Source organism: Streptomyces virginiae (genome assembly GCF_041432505.1).
Lineage (GTDB): Bacteria > Actinomycetota > Actinomycetes > Streptomycetales > Streptomycetaceae > Streptomyces > Streptomyces virginiae_A.
On the sequence record NZ_CP107871.1, the window covers coordinates 822,187 to 849,116 of the forward strand.

At 73.5% G+C, this 26,930-nt stretch carries 26 protein-coding genes and 1 pseudogene; 13 read left to right on the forward strand and 14 right to left on the reverse strand.

Annotated elements, in window-relative coordinates:
* The first annotated feature begins 382 nt into the window (after positions 1 to 382).
* A complete protein-coding gene (helR, locus tag OG624_RS03945; protein ID WP_033224878.1) occupies positions 383 to 2,575 on the forward strand; it encodes an RNA polymerase recycling motor ATPase HelR in 2,193 nt (730 codons plus the stop codon).
* Here the strand turns inward: helR and OG624_RS03950 are convergent.
* Complete coding sequence (locus tag OG624_RS03950) at positions 2,562 to 4,022, reverse strand: glycosyltransferase 87 family protein (RefSeq protein ID WP_051763725.1); 1,461 nt, start codon at positions 4,020 to 4,022, stop codon at positions 2,562 to 2,564. The two genes, helR and OG624_RS03950, sit on opposite strands and share 14 nt — an antisense overlap.
* Before the next feature lie 112 nt (positions 4,023 to 4,134).
* On the opposite strand from OG624_RS03950, the gene OG624_RS03955 reads away from it, so the two are divergent.
* Together OG624_RS03955 and OG624_RS03960 are read left to right on the forward strand one after the other, a co-directional pair.
* Positions 4,135 to 5,277, forward strand: a complete 1,143-nt coding sequence (locus OG624_RS03955; RefSeq protein WP_051763724.1) for a molybdopterin-dependent oxidoreductase — start codon at positions 4,135 to 4,137, stop codon at positions 5,275 to 5,277.
* Positions 5,277 to 5,684: a hypothetical protein gene (locus OG624_RS03960; RefSeq protein WP_033224876.1), complete on the forward strand. Its 408-nt coding sequence runs from the start codon at positions 5,277 to 5,279 to the stop codon at positions 5,682 to 5,684. Before OG624_RS03955 ends, OG624_RS03960 begins: the two co-directional genes overlap by 1 nt.
* Before the next feature lie 88 nt (positions 5,685 to 5,772).
* Here the strand turns inward: OG624_RS03960 and OG624_RS03965 are convergent, their stop codons facing one another.
* Genes OG624_RS03965 through OG624_RS03975 form a run of 3 tightly spaced genes read right to left on the reverse strand, consistent with a single transcriptional unit; the run spans position 5,773 to position 7,759 of the window.
* The gene (locus tag OG624_RS03965) at positions 5,773 to 6,429 is read right to left on the reverse strand and encodes a class I SAM-dependent methyltransferase (RefSeq protein ID WP_033224875.1); all 657 of its coding nucleotides are present in this window, start codon (positions 6,427 to 6,429) and stop codon (positions 5,773 to 5,775) included.
* Positions 6,426 to 7,046, reverse strand: a complete 621-nt coding sequence (locus OG624_RS03970; protein WP_033224874.1) for a TIGR04282 family arsenosugar biosynthesis glycosyltransferase — start codon at positions 7,044 to 7,046, stop codon at positions 6,426 to 6,428. Before OG624_RS03970 ends, OG624_RS03965 begins: the two co-directional genes overlap by 4 nt.
* Positions 7,043 to 7,759: a glycosyltransferase family 2 protein gene (locus tag OG624_RS03975; RefSeq protein WP_033224873.1), complete on the reverse strand. Its 717-nt coding sequence runs from the start codon at positions 7,757 to 7,759 to the stop codon at positions 7,043 to 7,045. The genes OG624_RS03970 and OG624_RS03975 overlap by 4 nt, the downstream gene beginning before the upstream one ends.
* A gap of 123 nt (positions 7,760 to 7,882) precedes the next feature.
* On the opposite strand from OG624_RS03975, the gene OG624_RS03980 reads away from it, so the two are divergent.
* From OG624_RS03980 to OG624_RS03990, 3 genes are all read left to right on the forward strand, one after another.
* Complete coding sequence (locus OG624_RS03980) at positions 7,883 to 8,752, forward strand: response regulator transcription factor (protein WP_326747242.1); 870 nt, start codon at positions 7,883 to 7,885, stop codon at positions 8,750 to 8,752.
* A complete protein-coding gene (locus OG624_RS03985) occupies positions 8,745 to 9,857 on the forward strand; it encodes a sensor histidine kinase (RefSeq protein ID WP_371639078.1) in 1,113 nt (370 codons plus the stop codon). Before OG624_RS03980 ends, OG624_RS03985 begins: the two co-directional genes overlap by 8 nt.
* Before the next feature lie 306 nt (positions 9,858 to 10,163).
* Positions 10,164 to 11,123 carry an SDR family oxidoreductase gene (locus tag OG624_RS03990; protein WP_371639079.1) on the forward strand — a complete coding sequence of 320 codons (960 nt, stop codon included), beginning with the start codon at positions 10,164 to 10,166 and terminating at the stop codon, positions 11,121 to 11,123.
* A gap of 56 nt (positions 11,124 to 11,179) precedes the next feature.
* Here OG624_RS03990 and OG624_RS03995 read toward each other — a convergent pair whose 3' ends face one another.
* Together OG624_RS03995 and OG624_RS04000 are read right to left on the reverse strand one after the other, a co-directional pair.
* Positions 11,180 to 12,208, reverse strand: a complete 1,029-nt coding sequence (locus OG624_RS03995) for an NAD-dependent epimerase/dehydratase family protein (RefSeq protein ID WP_033224871.1) — start codon at positions 12,206 to 12,208, stop codon at positions 11,180 to 11,182.
* A gap of 101 nt (positions 12,209 to 12,309) precedes the next feature.
* Positions 12,310 to 13,674, reverse strand: a complete 1,365-nt coding sequence (locus tag OG624_RS04000) for a serine hydrolase domain-containing protein (RefSeq protein ID WP_371639080.1) — start codon at positions 13,672 to 13,674, stop codon at positions 12,310 to 12,312.
* Between the two features lie 282 nt (positions 13,675 to 13,956).
* On the opposite strand from OG624_RS04000, the gene OG624_RS04005 reads away from it, so the two are divergent.
* Positions 13,957 to 14,241, forward strand: a complete 285-nt coding sequence (locus OG624_RS04005) for a DUF6400 family protein (protein ID WP_033224870.1) — start codon at positions 13,957 to 13,959, stop codon at positions 14,239 to 14,241.
* Positions 14,228 to 14,485, forward strand: coding sequence for a hypothetical protein (locus OG624_RS04010; protein ID WP_033224869.1), 258 nt, complete (start codon positions 14,228 to 14,230; stop codon positions 14,483 to 14,485). Before OG624_RS04005 ends, OG624_RS04010 begins: the two co-directional genes overlap by 14 nt.
* 15 nt (positions 14,486 to 14,500) lie before the next feature.
* Here the strand turns inward: OG624_RS04010 and OG624_RS04015 are convergent, their stop codons facing one another.
* The 4 genes from OG624_RS04015 to OG624_RS04030 all read right to left on the reverse strand — a co-directional run bounded on the left by OG624_RS04015 (position 14,501) and on the right by OG624_RS04030 (position 18,561).
* Positions 14,501 to 15,307 (reverse strand): 3-hydroxybutyrate dehydrogenase, encoded by an 807-nt coding sequence (locus tag OG624_RS04015; protein WP_266355291.1) that lies wholly within the window; start codon positions 15,305 to 15,307, stop codon positions 14,501 to 14,503.
* 126 nt (positions 15,308 to 15,433) lie between these two features.
* Positions 15,434 to 16,270, reverse strand: a complete 837-nt coding sequence (locus OG624_RS04020; RefSeq protein ID WP_051763722.1) for a class I SAM-dependent methyltransferase — start codon at positions 16,268 to 16,270, stop codon at positions 15,434 to 15,436.
* A gap of 44 nt (positions 16,271 to 16,314) precedes the next feature.
* A complete protein-coding gene (locus tag OG624_RS04025; protein WP_371639082.1) occupies positions 16,315 to 17,013 on the reverse strand; it encodes an HAD family hydrolase in 699 nt (232 codons plus the stop codon).
* A 135-nt stretch (positions 17,014 to 17,148) separates the two neighbouring features.
* The gene (locus OG624_RS04030; RefSeq protein ID WP_352164693.1) at positions 17,149 to 18,561 is read right to left on the reverse strand and encodes a L,D-transpeptidase; all 1,413 of its coding nucleotides are present in this window, start codon (positions 18,559 to 18,561) and stop codon (positions 17,149 to 17,151) included.
* A 218-nt stretch (positions 18,562 to 18,779) separates the two neighbouring features.
* Here OG624_RS04030 and OG624_RS04035 point away from each other — a divergent pair, with 218 nt between their 5' ends.
* From OG624_RS04035 to OG624_RS04050, 4 genes and pseudogenes are all read left to right on the forward strand, one after another.
* A complete protein-coding gene (locus tag OG624_RS04035) occupies positions 18,780 to 19,322 on the forward strand; it encodes a GNAT family N-acetyltransferase (protein ID WP_371639083.1) in 543 nt (180 codons plus the stop codon).
* Positions 19,319 to 19,906 (forward strand): GNAT family N-acetyltransferase, encoded by a 588-nt coding sequence (locus OG624_RS04040; protein ID WP_371639085.1) that lies wholly within the window; start codon positions 19,319 to 19,321, stop codon positions 19,904 to 19,906. The genes OG624_RS04035 and OG624_RS04040 overlap by 4 nt, the downstream gene beginning before the upstream one ends.
* Positions 19,907 to 20,040: 134 nt before the next feature.
* Positions 20,041 to 21,066, forward strand: a complete 1,026-nt coding sequence (locus tag OG624_RS04045) for an NAD-dependent epimerase/dehydratase family protein (RefSeq protein ID WP_371639086.1) — start codon at positions 20,041 to 20,043, stop codon at positions 21,064 to 21,066.
* A 236-nt stretch (positions 21,067 to 21,302) separates the two neighbouring features.
* Positions 21,303 to 21,419: pseudogene (locus OG624_RS04050) on the forward strand (excalibur calcium-binding domain-containing protein); the annotation flags it as partial.
* Between the two features lie 22 nt (positions 21,420 to 21,441).
* Here the strand turns inward: OG624_RS04050 and OG624_RS04055 are convergent.
* A complete protein-coding gene (locus tag OG624_RS04055; RefSeq protein ID WP_161292957.1) occupies positions 21,442 to 22,119 on the reverse strand; it encodes a MerR family transcriptional regulator in 678 nt (225 codons plus the stop codon).
* A 90-nt stretch (positions 22,120 to 22,209) separates the two neighbouring features.
* Between OG624_RS04055 and OG624_RS04060 the strand changes: the two genes are divergently transcribed.
* Entirely contained in the window at positions 22,210 to 22,734 is a 525-nt protein-coding gene (locus OG624_RS04060; RefSeq protein WP_033224864.1) for a DUF4188 domain-containing protein, read from the forward strand.
* Between the two features lie 33 nt (positions 22,735 to 22,767).
* Here the strand turns inward: OG624_RS04060 and OG624_RS04065 are convergent, their stop codons facing one another.
* The 3 genes from OG624_RS04065 to OG624_RS04075 all read right to left on the reverse strand — a co-directional run bounded on the left by OG624_RS04065 (position 22,768) and on the right by OG624_RS04075 (position 26,857).
* The gene (locus tag OG624_RS04065; RefSeq protein ID WP_371587196.1) at positions 22,768 to 23,535 is read right to left on the reverse strand and encodes a class I SAM-dependent methyltransferase; all 768 of its coding nucleotides are present in this window, start codon (positions 23,533 to 23,535) and stop codon (positions 22,768 to 22,770) included.
* A gap of 134 nt (positions 23,536 to 23,669) precedes the next feature.
* Positions 23,670 to 25,715, reverse strand: coding sequence for a prolyl oligopeptidase family serine peptidase (locus tag OG624_RS04070; protein ID WP_033224862.1), 2,046 nt, complete (start codon positions 25,713 to 25,715; stop codon positions 23,670 to 23,672).
* A gap of 47 nt (positions 25,716 to 25,762) precedes the next feature.
* Entirely contained in the window at positions 25,763 to 26,857 is a 1,095-nt protein-coding gene (locus OG624_RS04075; RefSeq protein ID WP_371587197.1) for an AI-2E family transporter, read from the reverse strand.
* Between the last annotated feature and the right edge of the window lie 73 nt (positions 26,858 to 26,930).

Here is a 26,930-nt window from a genome sequence, read left to right on the forward strand (position 1 = left end):
GATGGCGGCTCTCCTTGCCCCCACAGCCTGCCTCGGCCGGCCGGGGGCGGCATCCGCAGCTCGGCCGTACGGATGAACGGGCGGCGCGGCGCCGGTTTCACGGAGGGGGAAGGCCTGGGTCGGCGCGCTGTGCGCTTCCACTCGGCGGGGAGGACGTCCGTACGGAGCGGACGATCAAGGGAGAAGGAGGAGTACCCACTCCTTTCCACTCTCAAGTTATAACGCACAGGGGGGCTTGCGGCAAGGCCCCTCCTGTCCCGCAGAATCGCTCCTCGAAGCCAGGACCTGCGGAAACGGGAGATCCCCCTCGTGCGTGTGCTGTTGTCGGTCGATAGGTCGTTCGATGAGTTCGCGGGTACCACCGCAGAGAGGAGCAGCTGAGATGAACTCCCTGACCACCAGTGCGTTCGACCTTCCCGCCCGCCTGGCCCCCAAGGCCGACCCGGCGCTGATCGGCGAGGACGAGAAGCACTTCGCGGCCGTCGCGGAGAGCCTGGAGCAGACGATCGCCGAGCTGTCGGACCGTCTGGAGGCCCTGCGCCGGGCTCCGGGCGGTCTGGGCCGTGAGGCGATGGACCGGGACGTGGAGATCCATCGACTGACGGGCCGTCTGCGGGCGCTACGGCGCTTCGGGTTGGACCTGTGCCTCGGTCGGATGGTCGGCGAGGACGATTCCGAGCCCGTGTACATCGGGCGGCTCGGTCTCACCGACGACGCCGGCAACCGGCTGCTGATCGACTGGCGTTCGCCCGCGGCCGAGCCGTTCTTCGCCGCGACCCACGCCGACCCGATGGGCCTGGCGAGCCGCCGCAGGTACCGCTGGACCCGGGGCCGGATCGGTGACTACTGGGACGAGGTGTTCCTCGCCGACGCCTTCGAGGGGCACGCCGCGCTCGACGACCAGTCCGCCTTCATCGCCGGGCTGGGCGGCAGCCGCTCGCCGCGGATGCGGGACGTGCTCGCCACCATCCAGTCCGACCAGGACGCCATCATCCGCGCGGGCTCGCGGGGTGCTCTCGTCGTGGACGGTGGTCCGGGCACGGGCAAGACCGTCGTGGCCCTGCACCGCACCGCGCACCTCCTCTACTCCGACCCTCGCCTCGGTCACCGTCGGGGCGGCGTGCTGTTCGTCGGCCCGCACCAGCCCTACCTGGCCTATGTCGCCGATGTCCTGCCCAGCCTCGGCGAGGAGGGCGTGCAGACCTGCACCGTGCGGGACCTCGTCGCCGAGGGGGCCGCGGCCGTGCCCGAGGCCGACCCGGAGGTGGCGCTCCTGAAGTCGTCCGCGGCCATGGTGAAGGCGATCGAGAAGGCCGTCAGGATCTACGAGGAGCCGCCCACCGAGGGGATGACGGTCGCCACGCCGTGGTCCGACGTCCGGCTGAGCCCGGACGACTGGGCCGAAGCGTTCGAGGCCGCCGCCGGTACCGCGCACAACGAGGCACGCGAGCTGATCTGGGAGGAGTTGGTGACGATCCTGCTCGACAAGTTCGACGACGAGGACCTCTCGGCCGACCTGTTGCGCGGAGCGCTGCGGTACGACGAGGAGCTGATCGCGACGCTCGACCGCGCGTGGCCGACGATCGACGCGGCGGATCTCGTCGGGGACCTGTGGTCGGTGCCGTCCTACCTGCGGATGTGCGCTCCGTGGCTCAGCCGCGAGGAGGTGGCGATGCTGCAGCGCGCGGACGCCCAGGCCTGGACGGTGTCCGACCTGCCGCTCCTGGACGCGGCGCGGCAGCGGCTCGGCGACCCGGAGTCGGCACGACGGCTCCGGCGGCGGGGCGCCGCGGTGGCCGCCGAACGCGAGCGCATGGCCGGGGTCATCGACGACCTGCTCGCGGCCGATGACGACGGTGAGGGCGCGGTGACGATGCTGCGCGGCAAGGATCTGCAAGGCAGCCTGATCGACGAGGACGCGCTGCCCGGGGCGGACCCGGACCTGCTCGCCGGGCCGTTCGCGCACATCGTCGTGGACGAGGCCCAGGAACTGACCGACGCGGAGTGGCAGATGCTGCTGCTGCGCTGCCCGTCCCGGAGCTTCACGATCGTCGGGGACCGCGCGCAGGCCCGGCAGGGGTTCACGGAGTCGTGGCAGGAGCGGCTGGAGCGGGTCGGCTTCGACCGGATCGAGGTGGCCTCCCTGAGCATCAACTACCGGACGCCCGAAGAGGTCATGGCGGTGGCGGAGCCGGCCATCCGGGAGGCGCTCCCGGACGCCAACGTGCCGATCTCCGTCCGCGGCAGCGGCATTCCCGTCGCGCACGGCTCGGTCACGGAGCTGGCCGCGATCCTCGACGGCTGGCTGGAGGAGCATGCCGACGGGGTCGCCTGTGTCATCCGCGCCGAGGACATCGGCGCCGCCGATATCGGGGCCACAGACATCCGGGCCGGAGCCTTCCGCGAGACCTCCCGGGTCCGGTCGCTGACGCCCGGACTGTCGAAGGGGCTGGAGTTCGACCTCGTCGTGCTCCTCGACCCGCAGACCTTCGGCACGGGGATCGAAGGGGCGGTCGACCGCTACGTCGCGATGACCCGCGCGACGCAGCGACTCGTCGTCCTCACGAGTTCCTGACCCGGTCGTGGACCGGGGCCGTCGCGTCCCGCTCGCCGGTCCCGCGCCGCCGCCTGACCGCTCCGGCCGCCACGATCACGAGGACCGCGGCGCCGTACGCGGTCGCGCTCAGCGCCGGTCGGTGGCCGACGACGGGTGCGAGGAGGTAGACCGCCGCGCCCGCGAGGGCGATGCCGAGCCATTCCCAGCGGCCGTCCAGGGCCACGAGGGCGATCAGCAGCAGGGCGTACCAGGAGTATCCGGGGGTGAGGAGCACGAAGGCCCACCCGGTGACCAGGAGGGCGCCGCTCCAGGGGCGTCCGGGGTCGCCGCGCCGCATCACGTACAGGGACACCCCCGCCATGGCGGCGAGGAGTACCGGAAACGCCCAGCTGTCGGGCAGGAGGAGTCGGAGCAGGGCGTAGCGGGAGCCCGCGGAGGGGTCGTCGTAGCCCTCCTCGTCCACGTAGCCACCGAGGTAGCCGAGGACGGAGTCGTGCGAGAGGAGGACGTAGGGCAGGTAGGCGAGCAGGACGAAGGCGGCGGCGGGGACCAGGACGGCGGCCGCGTCGCGGACCCGGCGCACCCCCGACAGCGCCCCGGGCAGGACGACGGCGGGCATCAGTTTGGTGGCGACGGCGGCTCCGAGGACCAGGCCTCCGGCCGCCCGGTGGCGGAGCCCGCGCTGCGCGACGAGTCCGAGGCCGATCACGGTGAGCAGCACGCCGAGGACGTCGACGTGCGCGTTGTTCACGGCTTCGATCGGTACGGCGGGACACCAGGCCCAGTAGGCCGCCCGGCGCGGGTCCAGGCCCCGGCGGCGCAGGATCAGCAGCAGTGCGCCCGTCACGCCGAGGGAGAGGAGACCGGCTCCGATCTGGAGCGGCTTGTGCCGGGCCCCCTGCGGGGAGAGCTGGTCGACGGCCAGGAAGTACGCCTCGGCGACGGGCGGGTAGATGGTGTGCACGGCGGGCCGGTTGATGCGGGTGCAGTGCGGTACGGGGCCTTCGCCGGGAATCGGGGCACGGTCCGGGCCCGCGCAGGCGGCGCCCGTGGGGAAGAGCCAGGGGTCGCGCAGCCGGGCCGGCCCCGGATCCTGCGGGGCGTGGTCGTACGGGGAGATGCCGGCCGACTGGACCCGGCCGTCCCAGGCGTAGCGGTAGGAGTCGGTACTGGTGCGGGGCGGCGCCACCAGCCCGGTCATGGCGACGGTGAGGGCACCGGCGAGGAGCAGGGGCACGACGTGGCCGGTCGGGACCTTGCGCAGGGCGAGCAGCGCGAGGGCGAACAGTGCCCAGCAGGCCGCGTACCGGAGGAACAGCCCCGTGCCGTCGGTGAAGTAGCCGTCGTGGCGGACGGTCAGGACGAGGGCGGCGGTGAGGGCGAGAAGGGCGGTCGGTGCGAGGAAGGCGAAGGCGGTCGGTGCGCCGAAGGTCGCGGGCGTGGTCGGGACGGTACGCGGTTTCACCTCCGCAGCGTTTCAGCCGCGGGTCCGGAAGGGGCGTCCGCCGTCCCGCACGTCCGCGTTCCGTAAGGTGTTCCGTCCGCTCATCGGGGCGTCGGCGCGGTGTCATGGGCTCATGCGCTTCATTCCGCCCCCGGGCCCGCCGATCACGTTCACGGCGCGGCTGCACGACGCCCGCACCGCGACGGTGATCGGCCGTCTGCTCGGGCTCGCCGTCGTCGTCTGTTTCGCCACGGGTGTGCTCAGCCACTTCCTCCAACACCCACCGGTCTGGTTGGCCGACCGGCTGCCGAGCCGCCCGTACTGGGGCTACCGGGTCACCCAGGGGCTGCACGTGGCCTCCGGCACCGCCGCGATCCCGCTGCTGCTGGCCAAGCTGTGGGCGGTCTATCCGCGGCTCTTCACGTGGCCGCCGGTACGGTCCGTGCTCCACGCGCTGGAACGGCTCTCGGTGGCGGTGCTCGTGGCCGCCGCGATCTTCCAGCTGTTCACCGGGCTGCTGAACACCTTCCAGTGGTACCCCTGGCCGTTCTCGTTCGTGCCCGTGCACTACGCCGTCGCCTGGCTCCTGCTGGGGGCGCTGCTGCTGCACGTCGCCGTTCAATGGCCCCGGATCCGTGACCACTTCACCCGCCGCTCCCCCGGCACCCTGGCTCTGCCCGAGGCCGACGGTCCGGACCGGCGCCAACTGTTGGCGGCGGTCGCGGCCGGGGTCGGGGCGGTCACGCTGACCACGGTCGGGCAGTCCGTCACCGCGCTCGGCCCGCTGGAGCTGTTCGCTCCGCGCAGCCCGGCCCACGGACCGCAGGGGCTGCCGGTGAACCGTACGGCCGCCGCGGCGCGGGTGACGGCGGCCTCGCTGGACGGCTGGCGGCTGACCTTGGCCGGTCCGCGCCCGGCCGCCCTCGCCCTGGCGGAACTGCGCGCGCTCCCGCAGCACGAGGTCACACTGCCCATCGCCTGTGTGGAGGGCTGGAGCAAGTCCGCCCGGTGGACGGGCGTACGGGTACGGGACCTGCTGGAGCTGGCCGGCGGGGGCCCGGCCTCCCGCTGCCGGGTGGTGTCGCTGGAAGCGGTGGGCGCGTACCGGGTGATGGAGATGGGCCGGCTGTACGCGCAGGACCCGCTCACCCTGCTGGCGCTGCGCCTGAACGGTGAGGAGCTGTCCCTGGACCACGGCTACCCGGCGCGGATCATCGCCCCGAACCGGCCGGGCGTGCTGCAGACCAAGTGGGTCGGCCGACTGGAGGTGCTGTGATGGCCTTCCGGTACACGGTCGGCGGGATCGGCGTGGTCGTGCTGGCGTTCGGCGGCTTCCTGCTGGTGCGGGAGCCCGAGCCGTGGCGGATCGCCCTGTGGCTCGTGGGCGGCGTCCTCGTGCACGACGGGCTGATCGCCCCGCTGGTCATCGCCGTCGGGGCGCTCTGCGCGGCGGCGGGCCTGCGCCTGCGCGGGGTCCCGCGCGCCGCGCTGGTCGTCGCGGGTTCCCTGACGGTGATCGCCCTGCCGCCGCTGCTGCGCCCCGGTGGTGTGGCGAACGCGTCGGTGCTGCCGTTGGACTATCCGCGGAACTGGCTGCTGGCGATGGTCACGATCGGCGTGCTCACGGCCGGGTACGCGGGGGCGCGCGCATGGGGGCGGCGGCGGGCGGCCCGTCGGCGCTGAGTCGCGGAACGGCGAAGGGGAACGACGAAGGGGGGGTCGATGCCGGTGCGGCGTCCACTCCCCCTTCCTTCGGCTGCTTCCTGTCCGGTCAGCGCCGCAGGCCCACGAAGGCGCGGCCTCCGGCCTGCCAGGTCTCGGACCGGGTCCAGCCGGCGTCCGCGGCCTCACCGCACAGGGCGCGGGCGCCGAGCCGGGCCCACCGGAAGGGCGCCCCTCGACCGCCGCGGCCGTCGTCGACGTGCACCTCCACCCGTTCGTCCACGTCGACGGTGGTCACCTCGACCAGCAAGGAGCCTTCCGGGGAGGCGAGTCGGGCCGCGCGATGGAGCAGCGCGGCCGGGTCGCCGCCGATGCCGATGTTGCCGTCGATGAGCAGGACCGTGCCCCAGCGGCCTTCGCCGGGCAGCGGATCGAAGACCGACCGGCACAGCGCGCTGCCGCCGGCCCGTGTCGTACGGGCCACCGCCTCGGGCGTGACGTCCACTCCCAACGCCCGGTGCCCGCGCGCGGCCAGGGTGGCGACGAGGCGCCCGGGGCCGCAGCCGATGTCCAGGACGGGCCCCGTACAACGGGCGAGGACCTCCTCGTCGGCCTCGTCCGGTTCGGCGCACCACCGTTCGACGTCCAGCGGGAGCAGCCAGCCGTCCGAGCGCCTCAGGTAGAGGGGGCCCTGGCCGGCGCGCAGGGCGTCGGCGTAGGGGTCGGCCCGCCAGGCGAGGGCCGGTTCGGCGAGCTGGGCGGTCATCGTGTCACCGTGCGCAGGCCCGCGTGCAGGGCGGCGAAGCGGCTGTCGGGTACGGCGGCGGCGACCCGCGCCGCGTCGGCCGGGGTGTCCACGTCGCACAGCTCGGGCAGGTCCCGTACCGTCCGCCCGGAGGCGGTCAGCCGGGCGCGCTGCACCTCGCCCGTGGTCGGCAGGGACATGGGTACGCCGAGGAGCAGGGCCGGGTCGGGTTCGGCGAGGCCGAGCGCCCAGAAGCCGCCGTCGTCGGCAGGGCCGAACCAGGCGTCCGTCTCGCCGAAGTCGAGTGCTCGCGCGAGCAGGTCCGGGGTGACCTGCGGGGTGTCCATGCCGATGAGCAGGGCCGGTCCGTCGGCCCGGTCGAAGGCCGCGGCCAGCCGGGCGTCGAGCCCGCCCGCGCACTGCGGGACGACCTCGATGCCGTGGGGCAGCCAGGGCCCGGGCGCGCCGTCGAGTACGAGGACGCGCCGCCGGGCGGGGGTGGCCAGTACGGCGGTCAGGGTGTCCTGGAGCGCGGCCCGTGCCAGCTCGGCGGCCTGCTCGGGGGTGAAGTGCGGGGTGAGTCGGGTCTTGACCCGGCCGGCGACGGGCGCCTTGGCGATGACGAGGAGGGTGCTCATGCGGAGACCCCCGCGGTGGGCGCGGACCGGCCGCCCGGTGGCTCGGCGAGCACCTCGCGCATGTCCCGTACCGCCTGCCAGGTGCCCCGCCAGGTGCCGGTGACCTTGGACTTCCCGGATCTCGGCAGGTAGGGGATGTCGGTCTCGGCGACGCGCCAGCCGGCGTCGGCGGCCCGGACGACCATCTGGAGCGGGTAGCCGCTGCGCCGGTCGGTCAGTTCGAGGCCGAGCAGCGCCTCGCGGCGCGCGACCCGCATCGGTCCGAGGTCGTGCAGCCGCAGTCCGGTACGGCGGCGCAGCATCCGCGCCAGCGCGAGGTTCCCGGCGCGGGCGTGCACGGGCCAGGCGCCGCGCCCCTGGGGCCTGCGGCGGCCGAGCAGCAGGTCGGCCTCGCCGGCGGCGACGCGCACCGCCATGGGGGCGAGCAGCCCGGGGTCCATGGAGGCGTCGCAGTCGCAGAAGCAGACCAGGTCGGCGCGGGCCGCGAGAAGTCCGGCGTGGCAGGCGGCGCCGAATCCGCGCCGGCTCTCGTGCACGACGGTGGCGCCCAGGCTCCGGGCGATGTCCGCCGAGCCGTCGGTCGAACCGTTGTCGACGACGATGGCGCGCCATCCGGCCGGCACCCGCGCCAGCACCCAGGGCAGCGCCTGCGCCTCGTCGAGGCACGGCAGTACGAGGTCCGCGCGGGGCGGAGCGCAAGCTGATGAAGTCACCCTCCACACCGTAGGAACGGGCACCGGGGAAAAGGGGCCCGCAGACCTTACGAAACGCGGACGCCGTCCCGTGGGAGGGGGTGCGTGCCCCACCCGGGCCCGGACGGGTGGCAGCCTGGGGGCATGGCAGTGAGCGATGCGGAGAGTACGAACGAGGGACACGGCGCCGGGGGGACCACCCGGGCCGGCGTCGCGGGGACGGCCCAGGCCGGTGCCGCGGTCGGCGTCCAGGGCAGCGTTCTGGTCGTCGACGACGACCCGACCGTCTCGGAGGTCGTGGCGGGGTACCTGGAGCGGGCCGGATTCGCGGTCCGTCTGGCGGCGGACGGCCCGGCCGGACTGCGCGCCGCCGAGGAGCACCGGCCCGACCTGATGGTCCTCGACCTGATGCTCCCGGGGATGGACGGTCTGGAGGTCTGCCGCCGGCTGCGTGCCGGGGAGCACGGTCGCCGGCCCGTCCCCGTCATCATGCTCACCGCGCGCGGCGACGAGGACGACCGGATCCTGGGCCTGGAGGTGGGCGCGGACGACTACGTGACCAAGCCGTTCAGCCCGCGGGAACTCGTGCTGCGGGTGCGCTCCGTACTGCGTCGGGCGCAGGCCGGCGCCCCGGCCGAGGCCTCGGAGGGTGGCCCGCAGGGCGGTCCGCGGGTCTCGGTGGCGGGCCTGGTGCTGGACCCGGCGGCCCGCCGGGTCCACAAGGAGGGCCGGGAGCTCGCGCTGACCCTGCGGGAGTTCGATCTCCTGGCCTACTTCCTGCGCCATCCCGGCCAGGTCTGCGATCGGGAGCGGCTGATGCGCGAGGTCTGGGGCTGGGACTTCGGCGACCTGTCGACGGTCACCGTGCACGTCCGGCGGCTCCGGGGCAAGATCGAGGACGATCCGGGAAGCCCGCAGCTGATCCGGACCGTCTGGGGTGCCGGTTACCGCTTCGAGGCGGCCCCGGACACCGGGTCCGACCCCGCCTTCCGGACGGAGGACGGCCATGCGTGACCTCCTGCTGATCGCCCTGTACGCGCTCCTCGGCGCGGGCGCGGCCGGCCTGCTCGGGGCCGTGGCGCTGCGGATACTGCGCCGGCGCAGCGTCGCCGTCTCCCTCGCGATCGTCGCCGCGGTCGCCGTGTCCGCGATGCTCGCCGGAACCCTGACCGTGGCCTGGGCGATGTTCCTGTCCTCCCACGACCTGACCGTCGTGACCTTGGTCGTCGCGACGGCGGCGGCCGTCTCGATGGCCACCGCGCTGCTGCTGGGCCGTCAGGTGGTGCGGCGGTGCCGGGAACTCGTGGGCGCGGCCCGGGTCTTCGGGGAGGAGGGCACGTTCGAGGCGCCGACCGCGCCCGCCCCCGCCGAATTCACGGCGCTGAGTCGGGAATTGGCCCTCACCAGCGAACGGCTGGCCGCTTCCCGTGAGCGCGAGCGGGCCCTGGAGGCCTCGCGGCGCGAGCTCGTGGCCTGGATCTCGCACGATCTGCGCACCCCGCTGGCCGGGCTCCGCGCCATGTCGGAGGCGCTGGAGGACGGCATGGCGGCCGATCCCGCCCGCTACCACCGGCAGATCCGCACCGAGGTGGACCGCCTCAACGCCATGGTGGGCGACCTCTTCGAGCTCTCCCGCATCCACGCGGGCGCGCTGTCCCTCACCTTGACCCGGATGTCCCTCCACGACCTGGTGGGCGACGCCTTGGCCGGCACGGACGCGCTCGCCCGCGAGCACGGCGTTCGGTTGGTCGGCGAGGGGGTCGCCTCGCTGCCGGTGGAGGTCGACGGCAAGGAGATGACCCGGGTGCTGTCCAACCTCCTGGTCAACGCCATCCGCCACACCCCGGCCGACGGTACGGTCGCGATCGCCGCCGAGCGCCGCGCGGACTCGGTGGTGGTCTCGGTCACCGACGCCTGCGGAGGCATCCCCGAGGAGGACCTCCCGCGCGTCTTCGACACGGGCTGGCGCGGCACCCCGGCCCGTACCCCTCCCTCGGGCGCGGGCCTGGGCCTGGCGATCGTCCGCGGCATCGTCGAGGCCCACGCGGGCCACGCGAACGTCCACAACGTCTCCGGCGGTTGCCGCTTCGAGCTGACCCTGCCGGCCGCCACCGGATAGGTGGCCGGTCCTGGCCGCTGGGTACGACCTGGTGTTCCCCACCGGTTTCGCCGCACTGCCGCGTCTGGTGCGTCTGACGTCGCGGAGCGCGCGGGCCGGGCGCAATGCCCGCGCTGCGCGAGCGTCTTCGGCGTCGCCGACGGACACGCGTTCGCCCATTCCCCTCCGCTGTGAGCCCGCGCCGGGTTAAGCTGGTCGGCCTCGATCCGCAGCCGTGGTTCTCCGTCGGCACCGGGTACGGCCGTAGCCGTCCGGTGTGTCCGGGCCAGGTGCAAGATCTCCGCTCACACGTGGAAGGTTCTTGCCGTGGACAATGTCGAGCGCGATGAAATCGTGCCGCCCGCCGAACGCCCTGTCCTGCTGACCGTCGTCGGTCCGCGCAAGGACGAGGGCAACAGTCCGACGGGGATCGTCGGCCGGTGCCTGGCGCGACAGTTGCTCGCCATGGGCCGACAGGTGCGGGTGTTGGCGGAGCCGGGCCGGTGCGACGACTGGCCCGACACGGTCGACGTCGTGGAAGGGTCCGTCACCCGACCGCTGGAATGTGCCCGGGCCTTCGACGGTGTCGAGGCCGTGTTCCTCGCCGGTGCCCATCCGTCGACGGTCCCGGACGCCCTCGCTCTCGCCCGGAAGGCCGGTACCGAAAAGATCGTCGTGCTGTCGTCCCACGGCCCGGAGCACGAGGTGGCGAACCCCCCGGAGACCTGGTTCTGGCTGGCGATCGAGAAGGCGGTGGAGCGGTCGGGCATGGCCTGGACGCACATCCGGCCGTCGGCCGTGATGGGTGCCGTCATCGAGGGCACCTACCCGGCCACGGGGTCCGACTGGCCCGCCACGCTCCGGGCCGACGGGGTGATCCGGGAGGCCCACCTCGGTGAGGGGCACTACCCCTTCATCCACGAGGAGGACCTCGCGGCCGTGGCCGCCGTGGCCCTGACCTGTGACGACCACACCGGGACGATCATGGAGGCGGTGGGCCCTCCGCTGAGCACCCGCGACCGGATACGGAGCATCGGCGCCGCCCTCGGCCGTGACATCGACACGGTCGATCTGGCGCCGGACGACTGCCGGGCGCTCTGGCGGGGCCTCGGCTGGCCCGAAGGCGCGATCGACGTGACGCTGTTCGCCCTCGAGGTCTACGGCGCCCGCTACGCCGAGCTCCTGCAGTGGACGCTCGACCAACGACCGTCCGTGCAGGAGGTCATCGGCCGTCCCCTGCGCACGTACGACGAGTGGGTGCGCGAGCACATCGACACGTTCCGCTGACGCCGATCCCGGCCGGCCCGGCCGGCCGGGACGAGCGGCCGAGCGTCAGCCCTGTGTCACGGTCCCGTCGCCGAGGAAACGGCCTGGCCCGTGGCCAGTTCGGCCATGCCCGCCGCGAACGGGACGACCGGGCGCCAGCCCAGCGCGTGGCGCAGGCGCGCCGAGTCGGCGGTGATGTGCCGGACGTCGCCGAGGCGGTACTCGCCGGTGACGACCGGCGCCGGGCCACCGCACGCGGCGGCCAGGGCCCCGGCCATGTCGCCGACGGTCCGCGGGTCGCCGCTGCCGACGTTGTACGCGGTGAAACCCGCGGGCCCGGTGGGCGCGGTGGCCTCGGCCAGGGCCTCCAGGGCCACCGCGCCGGCCGAGGCCACGTCCCGCACGTGGACGAAGTCCCGGCGTTGTCCGCCGTCCTCGAAGACGCGCGGTGCCTCGCCCCGCGCGAGCGAGGACCGGAAGAGCGCGGCCACGCCCGCGTACGGGGTGTCGCGGGGCATCCCCGGTCCGTAGACGTTGTGGTAGCGCAGTGAGATGACCCGTCCGCCGGTGGCCCGGGCCCAGGAGGACGCGAGGTGTTCCTGGGCGAGCTTGGTCGTGGCGTAGACGTTCCGGGGGTCGGTCGGGGCGTCCTCCGTGACCAGTCCCGGCGCCAGGTCGGCACCGCAGGCCGGGCAGCGCGGCTCGAACCGCCCCGCGCGCAGGTCGCTCTCGGCGCGCGGCCCGGGCCGGACCGTGCCGTGGGTGGGGCACTCGTAGCGCCCCTCGCCGTAGACGACCATCGACCCGGCGAGCAGCAGCCGCGGCACCCGGGCCCGTGCCATCTCGGCCAGCAGCACCGCGGTGCCCAGGTCGTTGGCCGACACGTAGCCGGGGGCGTCCCCGAAGTCCTTCCCGAGCCCCACCTTGGCGGCCTGGTGACAGACCGCGTCCACGCCCGTCAACGCCTCCGCCACGGCATCCGGGTCCCGTACGTCCCGTCCGTCCTCCGCCAGGTCGAAGACCACCGGATCGTGGCCGCGGGCGATGAGTTCGGCGACGATGTGCGAGCCGATGAAGCCCGCGCCTCCAGTCACAAGTACGCGCATGCCCCGACGCTATGCCGCGCACCGCCCCGCGCCGCTCGTACCGGGCCGCACGTCACGGATCCGTAAGAACGGCGGCAGGGCGGTGGCGCACCGGCGCCCGGTCAGCGGAGGGGACCGGCGAGCGGTCCGGGGAGCGCCGGCGTGGTCTGGGCCGGCGGGGCCTCGGCGGGGCTGTTCTTCGCGGTCGGGTCCGGGGTGCGCGGCGGGGTGGTGCCGCAGAGGGCCTGGTCGCGGTAGTCGCGCAGGGCTGCGTCGGCCGGATGCGGGTCGAAGTCGGTGCCGTCCGCGTTGACCCGCTGGTACTTCATCAGGTTGTACCCGACGGCGAACTGACGCCTGCCGTCCGGACCGGACAGGGCCCAGGTGCCGGCGCCCCAGACTCCGCCGTCGTGGCCCCAGGCCGGGCCGCACGGCGTGTCCAGGGAGTAGATACCCAGGCCGTAGCGCATGACCACCGCGCCCGTGGTCTTGTTCTTGACCTCGAAGGTGGTGCGCATCTGGTCCAGCTGGCGGCGCGGCAGGAGATCGCCGCCCAGCAGGGCGCGGTAGAAGGTGTTGAGGTCCTGCGGGGTGGAGACGAGGGCCCCGGCGGTGCCGGCCCAGGTCATGTTGTAGTCGCTGTAGTCGCGCGGGGGGTCGATGAGCCCGTAGAAGCTCTCGTACATGCGGGCGTGGGCGCCGCGGATGCGCGGGTCGGTACCGGGGAAGTAGGTGTCGCGGAGCCCCACGCGCCGGATGACGTCCCGCGTGATCACCTGCTCCGGGTCCTGGCCGGTCACCTTGCGGAGTACCTCGCCGAGCAGGATGTAGTTGGTGTTGGAGTAGGACCAGTCGGTGCCGGGTTCGAACAGCTGCGGTCGGGCCACGCCGTGGCCGATCAGCTCGGCGGGCTCGATCGTGCGGTACCTGTGCTGGTCCAGGCTCTCCGTGGTCCCCTTCGGAAGGGAGGGGAAGGCGTCGCCGAGGTAGTCCTGGATACCGCTGGTGTGGTTGAGGAGCATGCGTACGGTCACCTTGCGACCGCGCTCGCCGGGCAGCAGCTCGGGCACGTAGTCGCCGACCGGCCGGTCCAGGTCCACCCGGCCCTTCGCGGACTGCTGGAGGACGGCGACGGCGGTGAAGGTCTTGGTGACGCTGCCGACGCGGTGCCGCAGGTCGGGGCGGACCTTGCGCCCGGTGGCGATGTCGGCGAGCCCGGCGGCGCCGTCGAAGCGCTCGCGGCCGTCGCGGACCCCGGAGTAGACGCCGTACAGGCCCGCCTCCCGGATCGCGTTCAGCCCCGCCTGCAGCCGGGTCGGGTCCAGGTGCCGAGCGGCGCCCTGCCCGTAGGCGCCCTGCCCTTCCTGGACCGCGGCGCTCGCGGCCGGCGCCAGGCCCGCCAGCAGGGCCAAGGCGACTGCGGTGGCGGAGACGGCCCGTCGTCGCAGGCGCGGTGCGGGTCGGTCGGCGGGGCGAGGGTGGGGCACGGCGGCTCCTCGTCGGTGGCCCGGTAGGGGCCCGGTGATCCAGGTCCCTGCAATTCTTCGCTCCGGGCCCGCGCCACGGCCTCCTCCGCCAGGACGAAGCGGGCATCAACCTCCGGACTGAGAAGCACCTTGACAGGCCATTACATTTGTCACGTCCCGCACCCGGCCGCACCGCCTCGTCCGACGCGGCTCCCCCTGGGCCGTACCTGCCCTGATCAGGGGATTGTGACTCCGCCCACCCTCCCTTGACCGGGGAAGGAAGGGCTACCTAACTTCGATGGCATGGCCCCCCACGAACCCACCCCTTCCTCCGACGCCTCCGGTGCTTCCGACGCGTCCGAGCTGGTCGATTTCGCCGTCGACCTCACCTCGCAGGAGGTGCTCCGGCGCGCTCAGGTGATGGCGGCCCTCGGCCCGGACTGGGATCCGCTGGAGGTGCTCCTCGGTGAGGAGGCCGCGTACGACCTGCTCTATTCCGGGCTCGACGCCGAGCAGCAGCGCCTCTACGACGAGCTGGTCGCGGCCGGTGTGCTGCCCTCGCGCGGAGACGGCCGTGCTGCCGCTTGACCCGCAGGCCGACCCCGGGCGCCGTGCCTGGGTGGCCTGCCCGAAGTGTGCGGACGCGCGCGGCTGCGAACCCTGCGAGCAGCGGCGTACCTGCTCCACCCACTGGCGCTACCTGCTCACCAACACCGGCAGCATGCTGCACCTCCAGTGCCCGGGGTGCACGCACGTCTGGGTGCACGAGAGCGGCTTCGGAGCCACCCGCTCCCGGTGGGACCGCGCCACGGGCGCCGGGCCCGGTTTCTGACGGCCCCGGCCGGGGTCAGGTGGCGGTCCAGCCTCCGTCCAGGGGGATCGAGGCGCCCGTGATGTAGCCGGTGTGCGGGCCGCAGAGCCACAGGACGGCCGCGGCGACCTCCGCCGGTTCGATCAGTCGCTTGATCGCGGGGCGGCTCAGCAGCACGTCGGACACCACCTGACCGGTGTCGATGCCGTGGGCGGCGGCCTGGGCCTCGATCTGTCGCTCGACCAGTGGTGTGCGGACGTAGGCGGGGTTCACGCAGTTGCTGGTGATGCCGTGCGGGGCTCCTTCGACAGCCGTGACCTTGCTCAGCCCGTCCAGGGCGTGCTTCGCGGTCACGTATCCGGCCTTGAAGGCGCTGGCGCGCAGCCCGTGCGCGCTGGAGATGTTGACGATGCGGCCCCAGCCGCGTGCCCGCATGTGCGGCATGGTCCGGCGGATCAGCAGGAACGGGGCGTGCACCATCACGCGCTGCATGAGGGCGAAGCGGTCCGGCGGGAACTCGGTCAGCGGGGCGACGTGCTGCAGCCCGGCGTTGTTGACCAGGATGTCGATGTCGGCCGGCAGTTCCTCGACGGTCTCGGCCCGGGCCAGGTCCACCACGTGCGCCCGCCCGCCGATCGTCTCGGCGACGGCCTTCGCCGTGGCGGCGTCGATGTCCACCACGTGGACGTGGGCCCCGGCCGCGGCGAGCGCCGAGGCGACGGCCCGCCCGATGCCGCTGCCTGCGCCCGTCACCAGGGCGGTGCGGCCCGCCAGGTCGGTGCCCGCGGTGGCGGCTGTCGCGTGCGGCACGGGAGGGGGCACGGGAAGGTATCCGCTTGTCATGCCCGGAATCATCCGGGACACCCGTGGGCCGCTCCCATGTGCGCGGCCGCCACAGTCGGGCCGCGGGGTGTGTCGGCCGCGGCCAGGGCGTGCCGCGGAGTCGGACCTGTGCCCGTGCCGGCCCGCTCAGGCCCGGTCCGGGGCCACCGCGCGCAGTGAGTACAGGATCGGGAGGTGGGAGTCCCCGAAGGGCAGCCGGTACCGGCCGTCCTCGCCCGCGGACAGGATGCCGCGGGGGTCGAACTCGGCGGCGACGTGTTCGCCGAGGTGCTTGATCGTGAGGCCCGCGCCCGCGGCGGCGGTGACGATCTCGCCGATCGAGTACGGGTACTGCACGGATTCCTGGGGCGGCAGGCTCAGGCCGGGCTCCGCGTAGGTCGCGGTGAGCGTCTCGTGGTGCGGCTCGCCCCCGCCGTAGGGCCAGTCGACGACGAGCGGATCGAGGGCGGCGACCGCCTGGAACGCCGGATGCAGGTCGACGAGGACCAGGCTGCCGCCGGGCCGCAGCGCCGACGCCGCGCCGCCCATCCAGGCGTCGAGGTCGCCGATCCAGCACAGGATCCCGTAGGTGGCGACGACCAGGTCGAAGCGGCCGGCCAGGGTCGCGGGCAGGCGCTGGGTGTCGGCCTCGACGAAGGTGGCGGGCAGGCCCGTCCGGGCGGCCAGCAGCCGGGCCCGTTCGATCGCGATCGGTGAGAAGTCGACGCCGGTGACCCGGGCTCCCAGCCGGGCCCAGTTGAGCGTGTCCATGCCGAAGTGGCACTGGAGGTGGAGCAGCTCCCGGCCGGCCACCTCCCCCGCGAGGTCGCGTTCGAGCGCGCGCAGGGTCTGGCGGCCGGCGACGAACGACTCGACGTCGTAGAACCGGTCGGTGGGCGTCGAGCCGTGGATACGGGCCCACCGGTCCCACAAGGCGCGATTGGGCGCGAGTCCGTCGTCCGTACCTGGCCTGATATCGGGCATGGACCCGAGGATGGCACACCCCTACCGTCCCCGGGGAGCCGTTTTCAGGCGGGCCCGAGCAGGTCCAGGAGCGCGGTCAGTGCGTCGGGGCGCCGGTCGACGGGGAGGTGGTCGACGAAGTGGACCGGGCAGCCGAGCGCCCGCGCGCCGCCGTCCGCCTCGCGGCTGTCGCCGACCATCAGCACATCGGCGGGGGCCAGGCCCAGCCGGTCGCAGGCGGCCTTGAAGATCACCGGATCGGGCTTCTGGACGCCCAGCTCGAAGGAGAGCACGTAGGCGTCGACCAGTTCGTCGAGCCCGTGTGCGCGGAAGATCGGCCGCAGGTCCCATCCGATGTTGCTGACCACGGCCACCGGAAGCCCGCGGCGGCGCAGTGCGCGCAGGGTGGATCCGGTGTCCGGGTAGGGGCGCCAGGCGGCCGGGGTCATGTGGCGGTCGTAGAGAGCCCGCACCAGCTCCGGATCCGTGACCCCGGCGGCGTGGATCAGGCCGCAGTAGGCCTCCCGGTGCAGCTCCGCGCTGATGTCGCGCCGGTCCCACGGGGTTTCGAGGTGGCCCGGCATGTGCTGGGGCGACAGCCCGCCGGGCAGGGCGCCGTACTCGGTCAGCCGCCGTTCCGTCTCGCCGAACTCCTCCTCGCCGGACGGGATGCCGGTCTCGGCGAGGGCGGCGGCGAGCCACTCCCGCGTCGACTCGACGCGCAGCAGCGTGCCGGAGAAGTCGAACATCACTCCTTTGATCATGTGGTGATCGTAGTCCGGTGCGCGCCGCCGCCGACCGGGTGCGGGCGCCGCGGCCGGCAGGGCGGCCGCGGCGCCGCGGCACCCGGGACGCCCGGGGCGGGGGTCAGGCGGTCGGGTGGTCAGGCGGTCGGGTGGTCAGGTGGTCGGGTGCAGCCGCGACGGGACGGGGGTGGCCGGTGCGTCCTGCGGGCTCCCGTCGACGGTGGCCAGGGCGCTGCCGGCCAGCCAGGTGCGCCAGTCGACGTTCCAGTCCCCGAAGCCGTTGTCGAAGGGGGCCATCTTCTCTCCGCCGCTGTTGACCACCTCCACGATGTCCCCTTCGCGGACGGTCTCGAAGAACCAGGCGGCGTCCTCGGTGCTCATGCCCGTGCAGCCGTGGCTGACGTTCTCCTCGCCCTGCGCCTCGACCGACCAGGGGGCGGCGTGGATGTACTCGCCGCTCCAGGTCACCCGGGTCGCGTAGGAGACGGGCAGGTCGTAGAACTCGCTGGTGCCGCGCTTGATGCCGACGGTGTCACCGCGCATGCGGACCTTGGGTTCCTTGCGCAGCACGACCTTGATGCCGCTGCGGGTCCGGAAACCTTCCTTGCCGGTGGTGACCGGGATGGTCCTGATGACCCGTCCGTTGCGGCGTACGGTCATCCGGTGGGTGGCGGAGTCGGTGACGGCCTCGATCCGGTCCGCGATGGTGAACTGCACGGCGTCGGAGGGACCGCCGTAGTCCTGGTCCCCGACCTCGACCCCGTCGAGACCGCTGCGCACACGGACGACGGTGTGGGCGGGCCAGTACGTACGCGGCCGGAAGTGCAGGGTCGATTCGTCGACCCAGTGCCACGCGCCCTCGACATGGGGCTCCGAGGTCACCTGCAGGCCCCGCTCCAGCCGGGCGCGGGCCGGGAGGTCGTCGGCGGGCACCGGGCGACTCAGGCTCGCCGTCACGATCTCCCCCGCTCCGTACGTGCCGGGGCCGGGCCCGAACTCGACCGTCAACCGGCCCCCGTCCGTGGGGGGAGCGGTCCGGAACGCCATGGTCACGCCGACCGCGGTCCCGTCCGGGTCCAGGGCGCCGACCCGCACGGTGTAGGTCTCCCCGGCCCGCAGCGGCTCGCTGTTGAGCCAGCGCTCGCTGTGCGGGGCGAGCTCACCGGCGAGATGGCGGCCGTGCCCGTCCCGGACCGTGACGTCCGTGAGGCGGCCCGGTTCGGCGAGGGCGATCTGGAGCGGCCCTCCGGAGTCCGTGGGGAGTACGTCGGTCCGGGCGGTCCGGGCCGCGTCGCCGAGGGCGGGCTCCTTCACGACGGATCCCACACCGCGCGCGGTGGCCCGTACCCGCTGTTCCTGCCAGCCGCTGCACAGGCCGGGCCGGAACATGCGCACCGCGCACGGCCCGTCGCCGGACGCGCGGCCCTCGTCCAGCACCCTCCCGACCAGCAGGGTGACCGCGGCCTCGCGCGGCGGGCCCGCCAGGGTCCCCTCCGCGGTGTCCGCGTCGGGCGCTCGGCCCGGCGCTGCGGCGACGACCAGCATGGCCCCCGTCACCGCAGCCACGGCGCCCCACGCCTTGGTCGGTTGTCTCCGTCGCATTCGTGGCATAGCCGTATCAAAGCGATGTGACACCAAAATGATGATCACTCCCTCGGCGCTGCGGCCGAACGGGCACCCAAGAGAACTCGTACGGAGCACAGAACCCGCCCTCGGCGAGCGGGGATCGACCGCGGGTCCGATAATCGGATGCCCTCGCGCCGGCCGCCCGCGAGAATGCGGCCATGGCCATCGCTATCACCGTCCGCCTCGCACGGCCGGACGAGCTGACCGTGCTCCAGGACATCGAGAGGGCCGCCGGTCGCTGCTTCCGGGACATCGGCATGCCGGAGATCGCCGACGACGAACCGTTGACGCTCGACGAGCTCGCCCCCTACCAACGGGCCGGACTGGCCTGGGTGGCGGTCGACGGGGCCGACACCCCGGCCGCCTATCTGATCGCCGAGCACGTCGAGGGGAATCTGCACGTCGAGCAGGTGTCCGTGCACCCCGACCATGCCCGCCGCGGGCTCGGTCGGGGGCTGCTGGAGCACCTGGCGGAGTTCGCCGGGCGCGCGGGCGTGCCCGCCCTGACCCTCACCACCTTCACCGAGGTCCAGTGGAACGCCCCGTACTACGCGCGCTGCGGGTTCCGGCGGCTGGACGACGCGGAGCTCACCGCGGGCCTCCGGGAGATCCGCGAGCGCGAGGCGGCGCACGGCCTGGACCGCTGGCCCCGCGTCTGCATGCGGCGGGACATCGGACGGCGCCCCGGACCGACACCATGATCAATTCCACGGAACGATTCGACGAGGGTTACGCGATGTTCGAAGGACGACTGGTACGACTGCGCGCACTGCGCTCCGAGGACGCGGAGCATCACCTTCGGTGGCGCAACGATCCGGAGGTGGTCCGCTGGGCCGCGGCCGGCGATCCCTGCTTCGGCCCGGTCACGGCGGAGGCGGTCGGGCTCGGCTTCGACACCATGCTGCGCCTGAGCCCGCGGGAGTCGGCCGTGTTCACGGTCGAGGACCTGGCGGACGGCAGCGTGGTGGGCATGGTCGACTATCGGGACCTGGACCCGTACGCGGGAGTGGCCACGCTCGGAGTCACCATCGGAGAGCGGGAGTTGTGGGGTCGCGGCCACGGCAGCGAGGCGCTACGGCTGCTCGTGGACCATCTGTTCGGCGCCTACGGCCTGAGCCGCCTGGAGCTGGACACCTGGAGCGGCAACGAGCGCGCGGTACGCGCCTTCGGCAAGCTGGGCTTCCGAGAGGAAGGCCGGCGCCGGTCGGCCGTCCTGTTGGAAGGCGAGCGCCACGACAGCGTGCTCTTCGGGATGCTGCGGGAGGAGTGGGCGAAGCCCGCATGACGCGGTGGACGGTCGGGCGGCACACGGCCGGATCCGCACCCGTACCCGTACCCGTACCCGTACGCACCGGGGCTCCTCTTCGCCGAGCGCGAACCGGCATCGCGGCGGTGGTCGCGATGTGTTGAGGTGGCCTGATGGATCTTCTTGTACTGGGCGGGACCGCATGGCTGGGGCGTGAGATCACGCGGCAGGCGCTGGAGCGGGGGCACACGGTGACCTGCCTCGCGCGCGGTGAGAGCGGAGCCGTCGCGCCCGGTGCGCGACTGGTGGCGGCGGACCGGAACGAGGAGTCCGCCTACGCGGAACTCCTCGAACGCGACCACGACTGGGACGCCGTGATCGAGGTGTCCTGGCAGCCGGCCTTCGTCCGCGGCGCGCTCGCGGCCCTCGCGGGGCGGGCCCGGCACTGGACCTACGTCTCCTCCATCAGCGCCTACGCCGACCACGGCACGGTGGGCGCCGACGAGTCGGCGGCGCTGCTGCCGGCGGCCGAAGGCGCGTACGTGGGGCGGGAGGAGTACGGGGAGGCCAAGGTCGCCTGCGAGGAGGCTTCGCGCGCCGCGGTGGGAGACCGGCTCGTCATCGCCCGGGCGGGTCTGATCGGCGGCCCGGGCGACGCGAGCGGACGGTCGGGATACTGGCCGGCGCGCTTCGCGCGCGAGGTGGACCAGCCCGTGCTCCTCCCCCGGCCGGCCGGCGTGCCGACGCAGGCGATCGACGTGCGCGACCTGGCGGCCTGGCTCCTGGACCTGGCCCAGCAGGGCACCACCGGGACCTTCGACGCCGTCGGCCCCGTCGTCCCCTTCGACGACTGGGTCGCTCTGGCGGCGGCCGCGGCCGGGTACACCGGACCGGTGGCGGTGGCGGACCCGCAGTGGCTCCTCGACCAGGGCGTCGGGGCGTTCATGGGCCCGGAGTCGATGGCCATGTGGATGCCGGATCCGAAGTGGGCCGGCTTCTGCGCCCGCAGCGGAGCCGCGGCCCACGCGGCCGGACTGCGCGACCGCCCACGCGCCGACATGCTGGCGGACCTTCTGCGGTGGGAACGCACCGAGGGGCTGGACCGCCCCCGCCGGGCCGGTCTGAGCACGACCCGCGAGCGGGAACTCCTCAGCGCACTCGCCGACGCACCATCCCCGGAGGGCACCCCGGCCCCCTGACCCGCGATCGGGGTAGCCGAATTTCCGCATTCCCCATGGCTGGATTCGGATGGCTTGGCTAACTGGGCGCCCGCTCCTCTTCCATGTCCATGGCAGGAGATCCGTGTACCCGAACCCTCCGCAGCCGCCGCCCTTCACGCCCGTCGAGCCCGCGCGCCCGCACTGACCGGCGGCACCGGCCGTCCCGGTCGTCGTCGCCACGCTCCTGCTGCCTCCGCTCGGCGCCGCACTGGCGCATCCACTACAAGAACTGCGCGGCGGCCAAGGCGGCCCACGCGGCACCGGTCCGCCGCGGAGACCCCGGCTACGGCCGCCACCTCGACCGCGACGGCGACGGCGTCGCCTGCGCGTAGGTGCGACGGCGCCGGCGGCGGGTCACTCCAGGCCGTACCGCCGGGCCGACTCCTCCTCCTGGGCCAGTCGGTGCAGTGCCTTCAGCACCGGTTGGAACAGGATGGTCGCCGCCACGGCGGTCTCGGCCTTCTCCGCCTCCGAGGGGAAGGTCTCCACGAAGTCCAGATCCCGCACGGCCACTTGGTGCATCAGCCGCGCGTACGGGGCCATCAGCGTCGCGTCCCACGGGTAGCCGAACCGCGTCAGCGTGGCCACCGCCGCCACGAGCGAGCGGTGCACCGGGGAGAGTTCCCCCAACTCCCTTGCCGTGGACCAGCCCAGCGTCCGTAGCAGCTGGTCGACCTCGGCGCGCGCGGCGGTCGTCGCCTCGTCCTCGCCGTCACCGTCCTCGCCGCCCGTGCCCGTGCCGTCGGCCTGTTCGGACCCGTGGGGCAGGGCCCACAGGGCCGCGCCCAGGCGCATCGTCCGGCCCAGGGACTCGTCGTCGACGTGCGCGAGCACCTGTCGGACCCTCGCCACCGGCACCTGGCCGACCTGGATCATCGCGCGGACCAGTCGCAGCCTGCGCAGATGGCCCTCGTCGTAGTCCGCGGTCGTCGCGCTGACGCGACGGCCCGGCGGCAACAACCCTTCGCGCAGGTAGTACTTGATGGTGGCGATGGCCACGCCGCTCCGCTCACTCAGTTCCGCGAGCCGCACTCTCTTGAACCTTCCGTTGGTGAGTGCCACTATCCCATCACGTGACGGTTGGACAGCAGTGCTATCCAACAAGGCGATCGGGAGGCCGGCATGTTCGCGAAACCCTTACCGGGCCGTACCACTGCAGCCGCCGAGGGGGACGTCGTCGTCCTGCTCATCGGCATGCGCATCAACCACTTCTGGGCCGTGCACCATTGGGTTCCGGTGTTCCTGGCCATGCCACGCATGCTCCGCGAGCTCGCCGCGCACCCCACCCGGGGCCTGCTCGGCCATGTCCTGCTCACCGCCTCGCCCCGCACGTACTACGTGGTCCAGTACTGGGAGTCCAAGGAGAAGCTCTACGCGTACGCCGCGGCCCCGGACATGCTCCACCACAAGGCCTGGTCGATCATCAACCGCAAGGACCGCGCGGGACGGTTGCGCCGCCACGTGGGGCTCTGGCACGAGTCCTACATCGTGCCCGAGGGCTCGTACGAGTCGATCTACTTCGACATGCCCCCGTTCGGGCTGGCCGCGGCCACCGGGGTGCTGCCCCTGGAGAGCCGCGGCCGACGCGCGGCCGACCGGTTCGCGCACCGCGCACCCGCCGCCGGAGCGGATCGGCGAACCGGGTGAGGCGTGGCCGTGGTCACCTCCGTGAGGCCGTGGTCACCGCCGCGGCCGGGTCGCGACGGTGACCGCGACGGTGACGGTACGGGTGTAGGTACCGCCCGGGTCGTGGTCCAGCAGGGCGCGCCGCAGCTCGGACGCGAAGGCGTCCTTGCGGTCGCCGAGCAGGGTCGGGTGGGAGGAGGCGCGGGCGAACTGCAGGCCGATCACCTGGTCCACGGTGCCGCGTGCGGACCGCTCCCACCTGGTGGTCTCGACGCGGGAGAACTCGGACTTCGCGAGCTGGTCCTCCGCGTCCCGCACGTGGTCCGTCCCCTCCCCCGTCCCGGTCCCGGGTCCGAGGAAGCGGGCGCGCACCTCGTCGACGACGGCCGGCCAGGCCGCCGCCAGGGAGGTGACGACGGCGATCCCGCCCCGGGGTGCGAGCACGGCGTCCAGGTCGGCCACGACCCGTTCCCGGTCCATCCGGTGGAACGCGTCGCCGATGACGCACAGGTCGATCCGGGGCAGGCACAGCCGGCCGATGCCGGCGGCGTCGCCCCGCAGCCAGGAGATGTTCCCGCGGCCCTGTTCCTCGGCGAGCGCGCACCCTTCGGCGAGCATGGCCGGCTCCGGGTCGACGGCGTAGACCTGCTCGACCAGCGGAGCCAGCGGCAGACCGACCGTGCCCGGTCCGGCGCCGAGGTCCAGGACGGTCTGGGAGCCGTCGAGCGCGAAGCGGTCCGCGAGGAGCGCGTAGAGCTCCGCCGGGTACGGGGGCCGGTAGCGGGCGTAGTACGGGGCGGCGGACGCGTACGGGGTACTCATGGGGTCCTCCCTGGCCGGGGTCGCATCCGCCGATGGTGGAGCACAACCCGGCCCCGGGCAGCACCTGGGCCCCGCAAATCCCCCGTACGGATGCCTCCCGTTCACCTGAGGCGCCCGGTACGCCGTCGTGCCGATCAGTTCCGCGGGGTCAGCCGCTCCCACAGGAAGGTGTGGACGAGGGCCTCGTTGAAGGCCGTCTGCCGGTGGTCGGTGGCGCCCGCGTGGCCGCCCCCGAGGTGCTCGTGGAAGAGGACGGGATGCCCGTACTCGCGCAGCCGTGCGGCCATCTTGCGGGCGTGGCCGGGGTGCACCCGGTCGTCGCGGGTCGAGGTCAGCAGGAGCAGCGGCGGGTACGCGGGCCCGTCCTCCCGGATCCGGTGGTAGGGGGAGATCCCCTCCAGGTGCGCCCGGTCGGCCGGGTTGTCGGGGTCCCCGTACTCGGCGATCCAGCTGGCTCCGGCGAGCAGCTTGTGGAAGCGGAGCATGTCGAGCAGCGGCACGTGCGCGACGACCGCTCCGAAGAGTTCGGGGTCGCGGGTGAGCATGGCGCCCATCAGCAGCCCACCGTTGCTGCCGCCCTCGATGCCCAGCTGGGCGGGGGTGGTGATGTCCCGGGCGGTGAGGTCCCGGGCGACCGCGGCGAAGTCCTCGTAGGCCCGGACCCGGTGCGCGCCGAGGGCCGCCTTGTGCCAGGCGGGCCCGTACTCGTGCCCGCCCCGGATGCCCGCGACGACGTACGTACCGCCGCGCGCGAGCCAGGCCCGTCCGGTGACCGCGCTGTAGTGCGGAACCATGGAGATCTCGAAGCCGCCGTACCCGTAGAGCAGGGTGGGGCCGGGGCCCGGGCGGTCCTCGGGTCCGACGACGAAGTACGGCACCCTCGTCCCGTCCGCGGAGGTCGCGAAGTACTGGCGTACCGCGAGACCGGCGGTGTCGAAGAGGGCCGGGCTCTGCTTGAGGGTCTCGCTCCCGCCGTCGTCACCGGCCGTGCCCCGGTACAGGGTGGCGGGCTGGAGGAAGCCGGAGACCTGGTGGAAGTACTCGTCGCCGACGTCCGGGTCGGTGTCGGTGACCGAGGCGGTGGACAGCGGCGGCAGGCCGGGCAGCGGTGCGCGACGCCAGCCGCCGGTACCGACACCGGTGCCCTCGCCCGGGGTGAGGAGCTCCATCCGGGAGGAGACGTCCGCGCGGGTGCTGAGGATGAGGTGGTCGCGGGTCCAGCTGTACCCGGCGAGCGCGGTGCGCTCGTCCGGTGTGAACAGCACCTCGGCCTCACGCTCCCCCGCGAGGAAGGCGTCGAGGTCGAAGGCCAGCAGACTGCCCGCGGGGTGGCCGAGCCACGGGGACTTGGTGGTGACGGTCAGCCATCGGCGGTGGACGGAGGCGCCCGCGTCGTCCGGGACCTCGATCTTCAGGGGCGGGCCTGCGGCGTCCCCCGGCAGCAGGAAGAGCTCCTGGTTCCAGAAGTCGATCTGCCGGTGGACGAAGTCCCGCGCGAAGCCGGGGGTGTCGTCGTGCCACCCGGAGGCGGACAGGTCCGTCGGCCGGCCCTCGTAGACCAGCTCGGCGTCCGTGAGGGGCGTACCGCGCCGCCAGCGGCGGACCTGGAGCGGGTAGCCGGACGCGGACATCGAACCTGCGCCGAAGTCCGTGCCGATCCAGACCCGGTCGTGGTCGATCCACCCGATCCGGGTCTTGGCCTCGGCGACGACGAACCCGTCCTCGACGAACTCCAGGCTCTCCAGGTCGAACTCGCGCACCACGCAGGCGTCCGCGCCGTCCCGGGACAGCAGGACGAGGGCGTGGCGGTGGTCGGGGGCCAGGACCCGGCTGCCCGCCCAGGCCCACTTCTCGCCCTCGGCCTCGGCGAGCGCGTCGAGGTCCAGGAGCACCTCCCAGGCCGGGTGGTCGGTCCGGTACTCCTCCAACGTCGTCCGCCGCCACAGGCCGCGTACGTGGGCGGCGTCCTGCCAGAAGTTGTAGAGGTGACCGCCTCTACGGACGGTGTAGGGGATTCGGCCGTCGTCGTCCAGCACCTCGCGCATCTCCTGCTCGAGGACCTTGAAGCCGGCGGAACCGGTCAGCTCGTCCACGGTCTCGGCATTGCGCTCCCGCACCCAGGCGAGGGCGGCGTCGCCGGATACGTCTTCCAGCCACAGGTAGGGGTCTTCATCGCTCATCAGGCGATTGTGCAGGAAGCGACCGACGGTGTCCGCCGTCCGCCCGCTCAGTCGTCGTCGGTCGTCGGGCCTACGGAGCCGACGGACCCGGCGGAGCCGACGGAGCCGAGGCGGGCGTCGCGCAGTGCCGTGTGCACCGACCAGGTCACCGAGACCAGCGGGACAGCGACCACCGCACCGACCACCCCGGCGGCGATGGCTCCCGCGACCACCGAGATCGCCACCACCAACGGGTGCAGCCGGACCGCCCGGCTCATCACCAGCGGATGCAGCAGATGGCCCTCGATCTGGCCGATGACCACGATCAGCGCGACGACCAGGCCCGCGACGAAGGGCCCCTTCGCGGCGAGCGCGACCACCGCGGCCACCGCCAGCGCGACCGGCGATCCGATGAGCGGGATGAAGGCCGCGAAGAACTCCAGCACGGCCAGCGGCACGGCCAGCGGGACCCCGAGGAAGTACAGGGCCACCCCCACCAGCAGGGCGTTCGTCGCCGCGACGAGGACGATCCCGCGGGTGTAACCGGTGAAGGTACGCCAGGCCGCGGCGCCGGCGATGCCCACGCGGGCGCGCACCGACCGGGGCAGCTGGGCGCAGAACCAGGACCACTGCCGGTCGCCGCCGTGCAGGAAGAAGAAGGAGCAGAAGGCCCCGAGGGCGAGGACGGTCAGGACGTGCACCAGGGCCCCGGCTCCGCTGAGTGCCTGGCTGAGCAGGGTGGAGCGGTGGCTCGACAGGTAGGCGCCGAGGCGGGACTGAAGGTCGGAGAGCGCGTTCGGGTTCAGCCGGAAGGGCGGCTTCTCCAGGTACTCCTCGATGCTGGAGATTCCGTCGCGGAACTCCCGGGCCAAGGTGGTGCTCTCCCCCGCCACCGCCGTGCCGACCAGGGTCAGCACGCCCAGCAGGACCAGCGCGCTGCCGAGGAGGGTGACCGCGACGGCGACCGAGCGGGGCAGGACGCGGGCGAGGCGCCGGGTGGGCCACCACAGCAGGGCGGCGACGACGAGACCGAGGAAGAGCGCCACGGCGATCTCGTGGAAGCGGCCGAGCACGGCGAAGAGCGCGTAGACGGCGGCGCCGACCACCAGCAGGCGCCAGGCGTACGACGCTGCCGTACGCAGGAACGCTGACACCGGCGGCATGACCCATGGGTGCCACGGCGGGCCCGCGATGCCACGCGACGGGCGCCGGATTCGCCCGTCCGTGATCGATAGG

Bases quoted from the DNA above. Each gene is read 5' to 3' on its own strand.
- OG624_RS04045 (WP_371639086.1), top strand. From the start codon at position 20,041: ATGGATCTTCTTGTACTGGGCGGGACCGCATGGCTGGGGCGTGAGATC.
- OG624_RS04040 (WP_371639085.1), top strand. From the start codon at position 19,319: ATGATCAATTCCACGGAACGATTCGACGAGGGTTACGCGATGTTCGAA.
- OG624_RS04015 (WP_266355291.1), bottom strand. From the start codon at position 15,307: ATGACAAGCGGATACCTTCCCGTGCCCCCTCCCGTGCCGCACGCGACA.
- OG624_RS04060 (WP_033224864.1), top strand. From the start codon at position 22,210: ATGTTCGCGAAACCCTTACCGGGCCGTACCACTGCAGCCGCCGAGGGG.
- OG624_RS03965 (WP_033224875.1), bottom strand. From the start codon at position 6,429: ATGACCGCCCAGCTCGCCGAACCGGCCCTCGCCTGGCGGGCCGACCCC.
- OG624_RS03960 (WP_033224876.1), top strand. From the start codon at position 5,277: ATGGCCTTCCGGTACACGGTCGGCGGGATCGGCGTGGTCGTGCTGGCG.
- OG624_RS03955 (WP_051763724.1), top strand. From the start codon at position 4,135: ATGCGCTTCATTCCGCCCCCGGGCCCGCCGATCACGTTCACGGCGCGG.
- OG624_RS03985 (WP_371639078.1), top strand. From the start codon at position 8,745: ATGCGTGACCTCCTGCTGATCGCCCTGTACGCGCTCCTCGGCGCGGGC.
- OG624_RS03970 (WP_033224874.1), bottom strand. From the start codon at position 7,046: ATGAGCACCCTCCTCGTCATCGCCAAGGCGCCCGTCGCCGGCCGGGTC.
- OG624_RS04075 (WP_371587197.1), bottom strand. From the start codon at position 26,857: ATGCCGCCGGTGTCAGCGTTCCTGCGTACGGCAGCGTCGTACGCCTGG.
- OG624_RS04020 (WP_051763722.1), bottom strand. From the start codon at position 16,270: ATGCCCGATATCAGGCCAGGTACGGACGACGGACTCGCGCCCAATCGC.
- OG624_RS03980 (WP_326747242.1), top strand. From the start codon at position 7,883: ATGGCAGTGAGCGATGCGGAGAGTACGAACGAGGGACACGGCGCCGGG.
- OG624_RS04025 (WP_371639082.1), bottom strand. From the start codon at position 17,013: ATGATCAAAGGAGTGATGTTCGACTTCTCCGGCACGCTGCTGCGCGTC.
- OG624_RS04070 (WP_033224862.1), bottom strand. From the start codon at position 25,715: ATGAGCGATGAAGACCCCTACCTGTGGCTGGAAGACGTATCCGGCGAC.
- OG624_RS04005 (WP_033224870.1), top strand. From the start codon at position 13,957: ATGGCCCCCCACGAACCCACCCCTTCCTCCGACGCCTCCGGTGCTTCC.
- OG624_RS04035 (WP_371639083.1), top strand. From the start codon at position 18,780: ATGGCCATCGCTATCACCGTCCGCCTCGCACGGCCGGACGAGCTGACC.
- OG624_RS04065 (WP_371587196.1), bottom strand. From the start codon at position 23,535: ATGAGTACCCCGTACGCGTCCGCCGCCCCGTACTACGCCCGCTACCGG.
- helR (WP_033224878.1), top strand. From the start codon at position 383: ATGAACTCCCTGACCACCAGTGCGTTCGACCTTCCCGCCCGCCTGGCC.
- OG624_RS03995 (WP_033224871.1), bottom strand. From the start codon at position 12,208: ATGCGCGTACTTGTGACTGGAGGCGCGGGCTTCATCGGCTCGCACATC.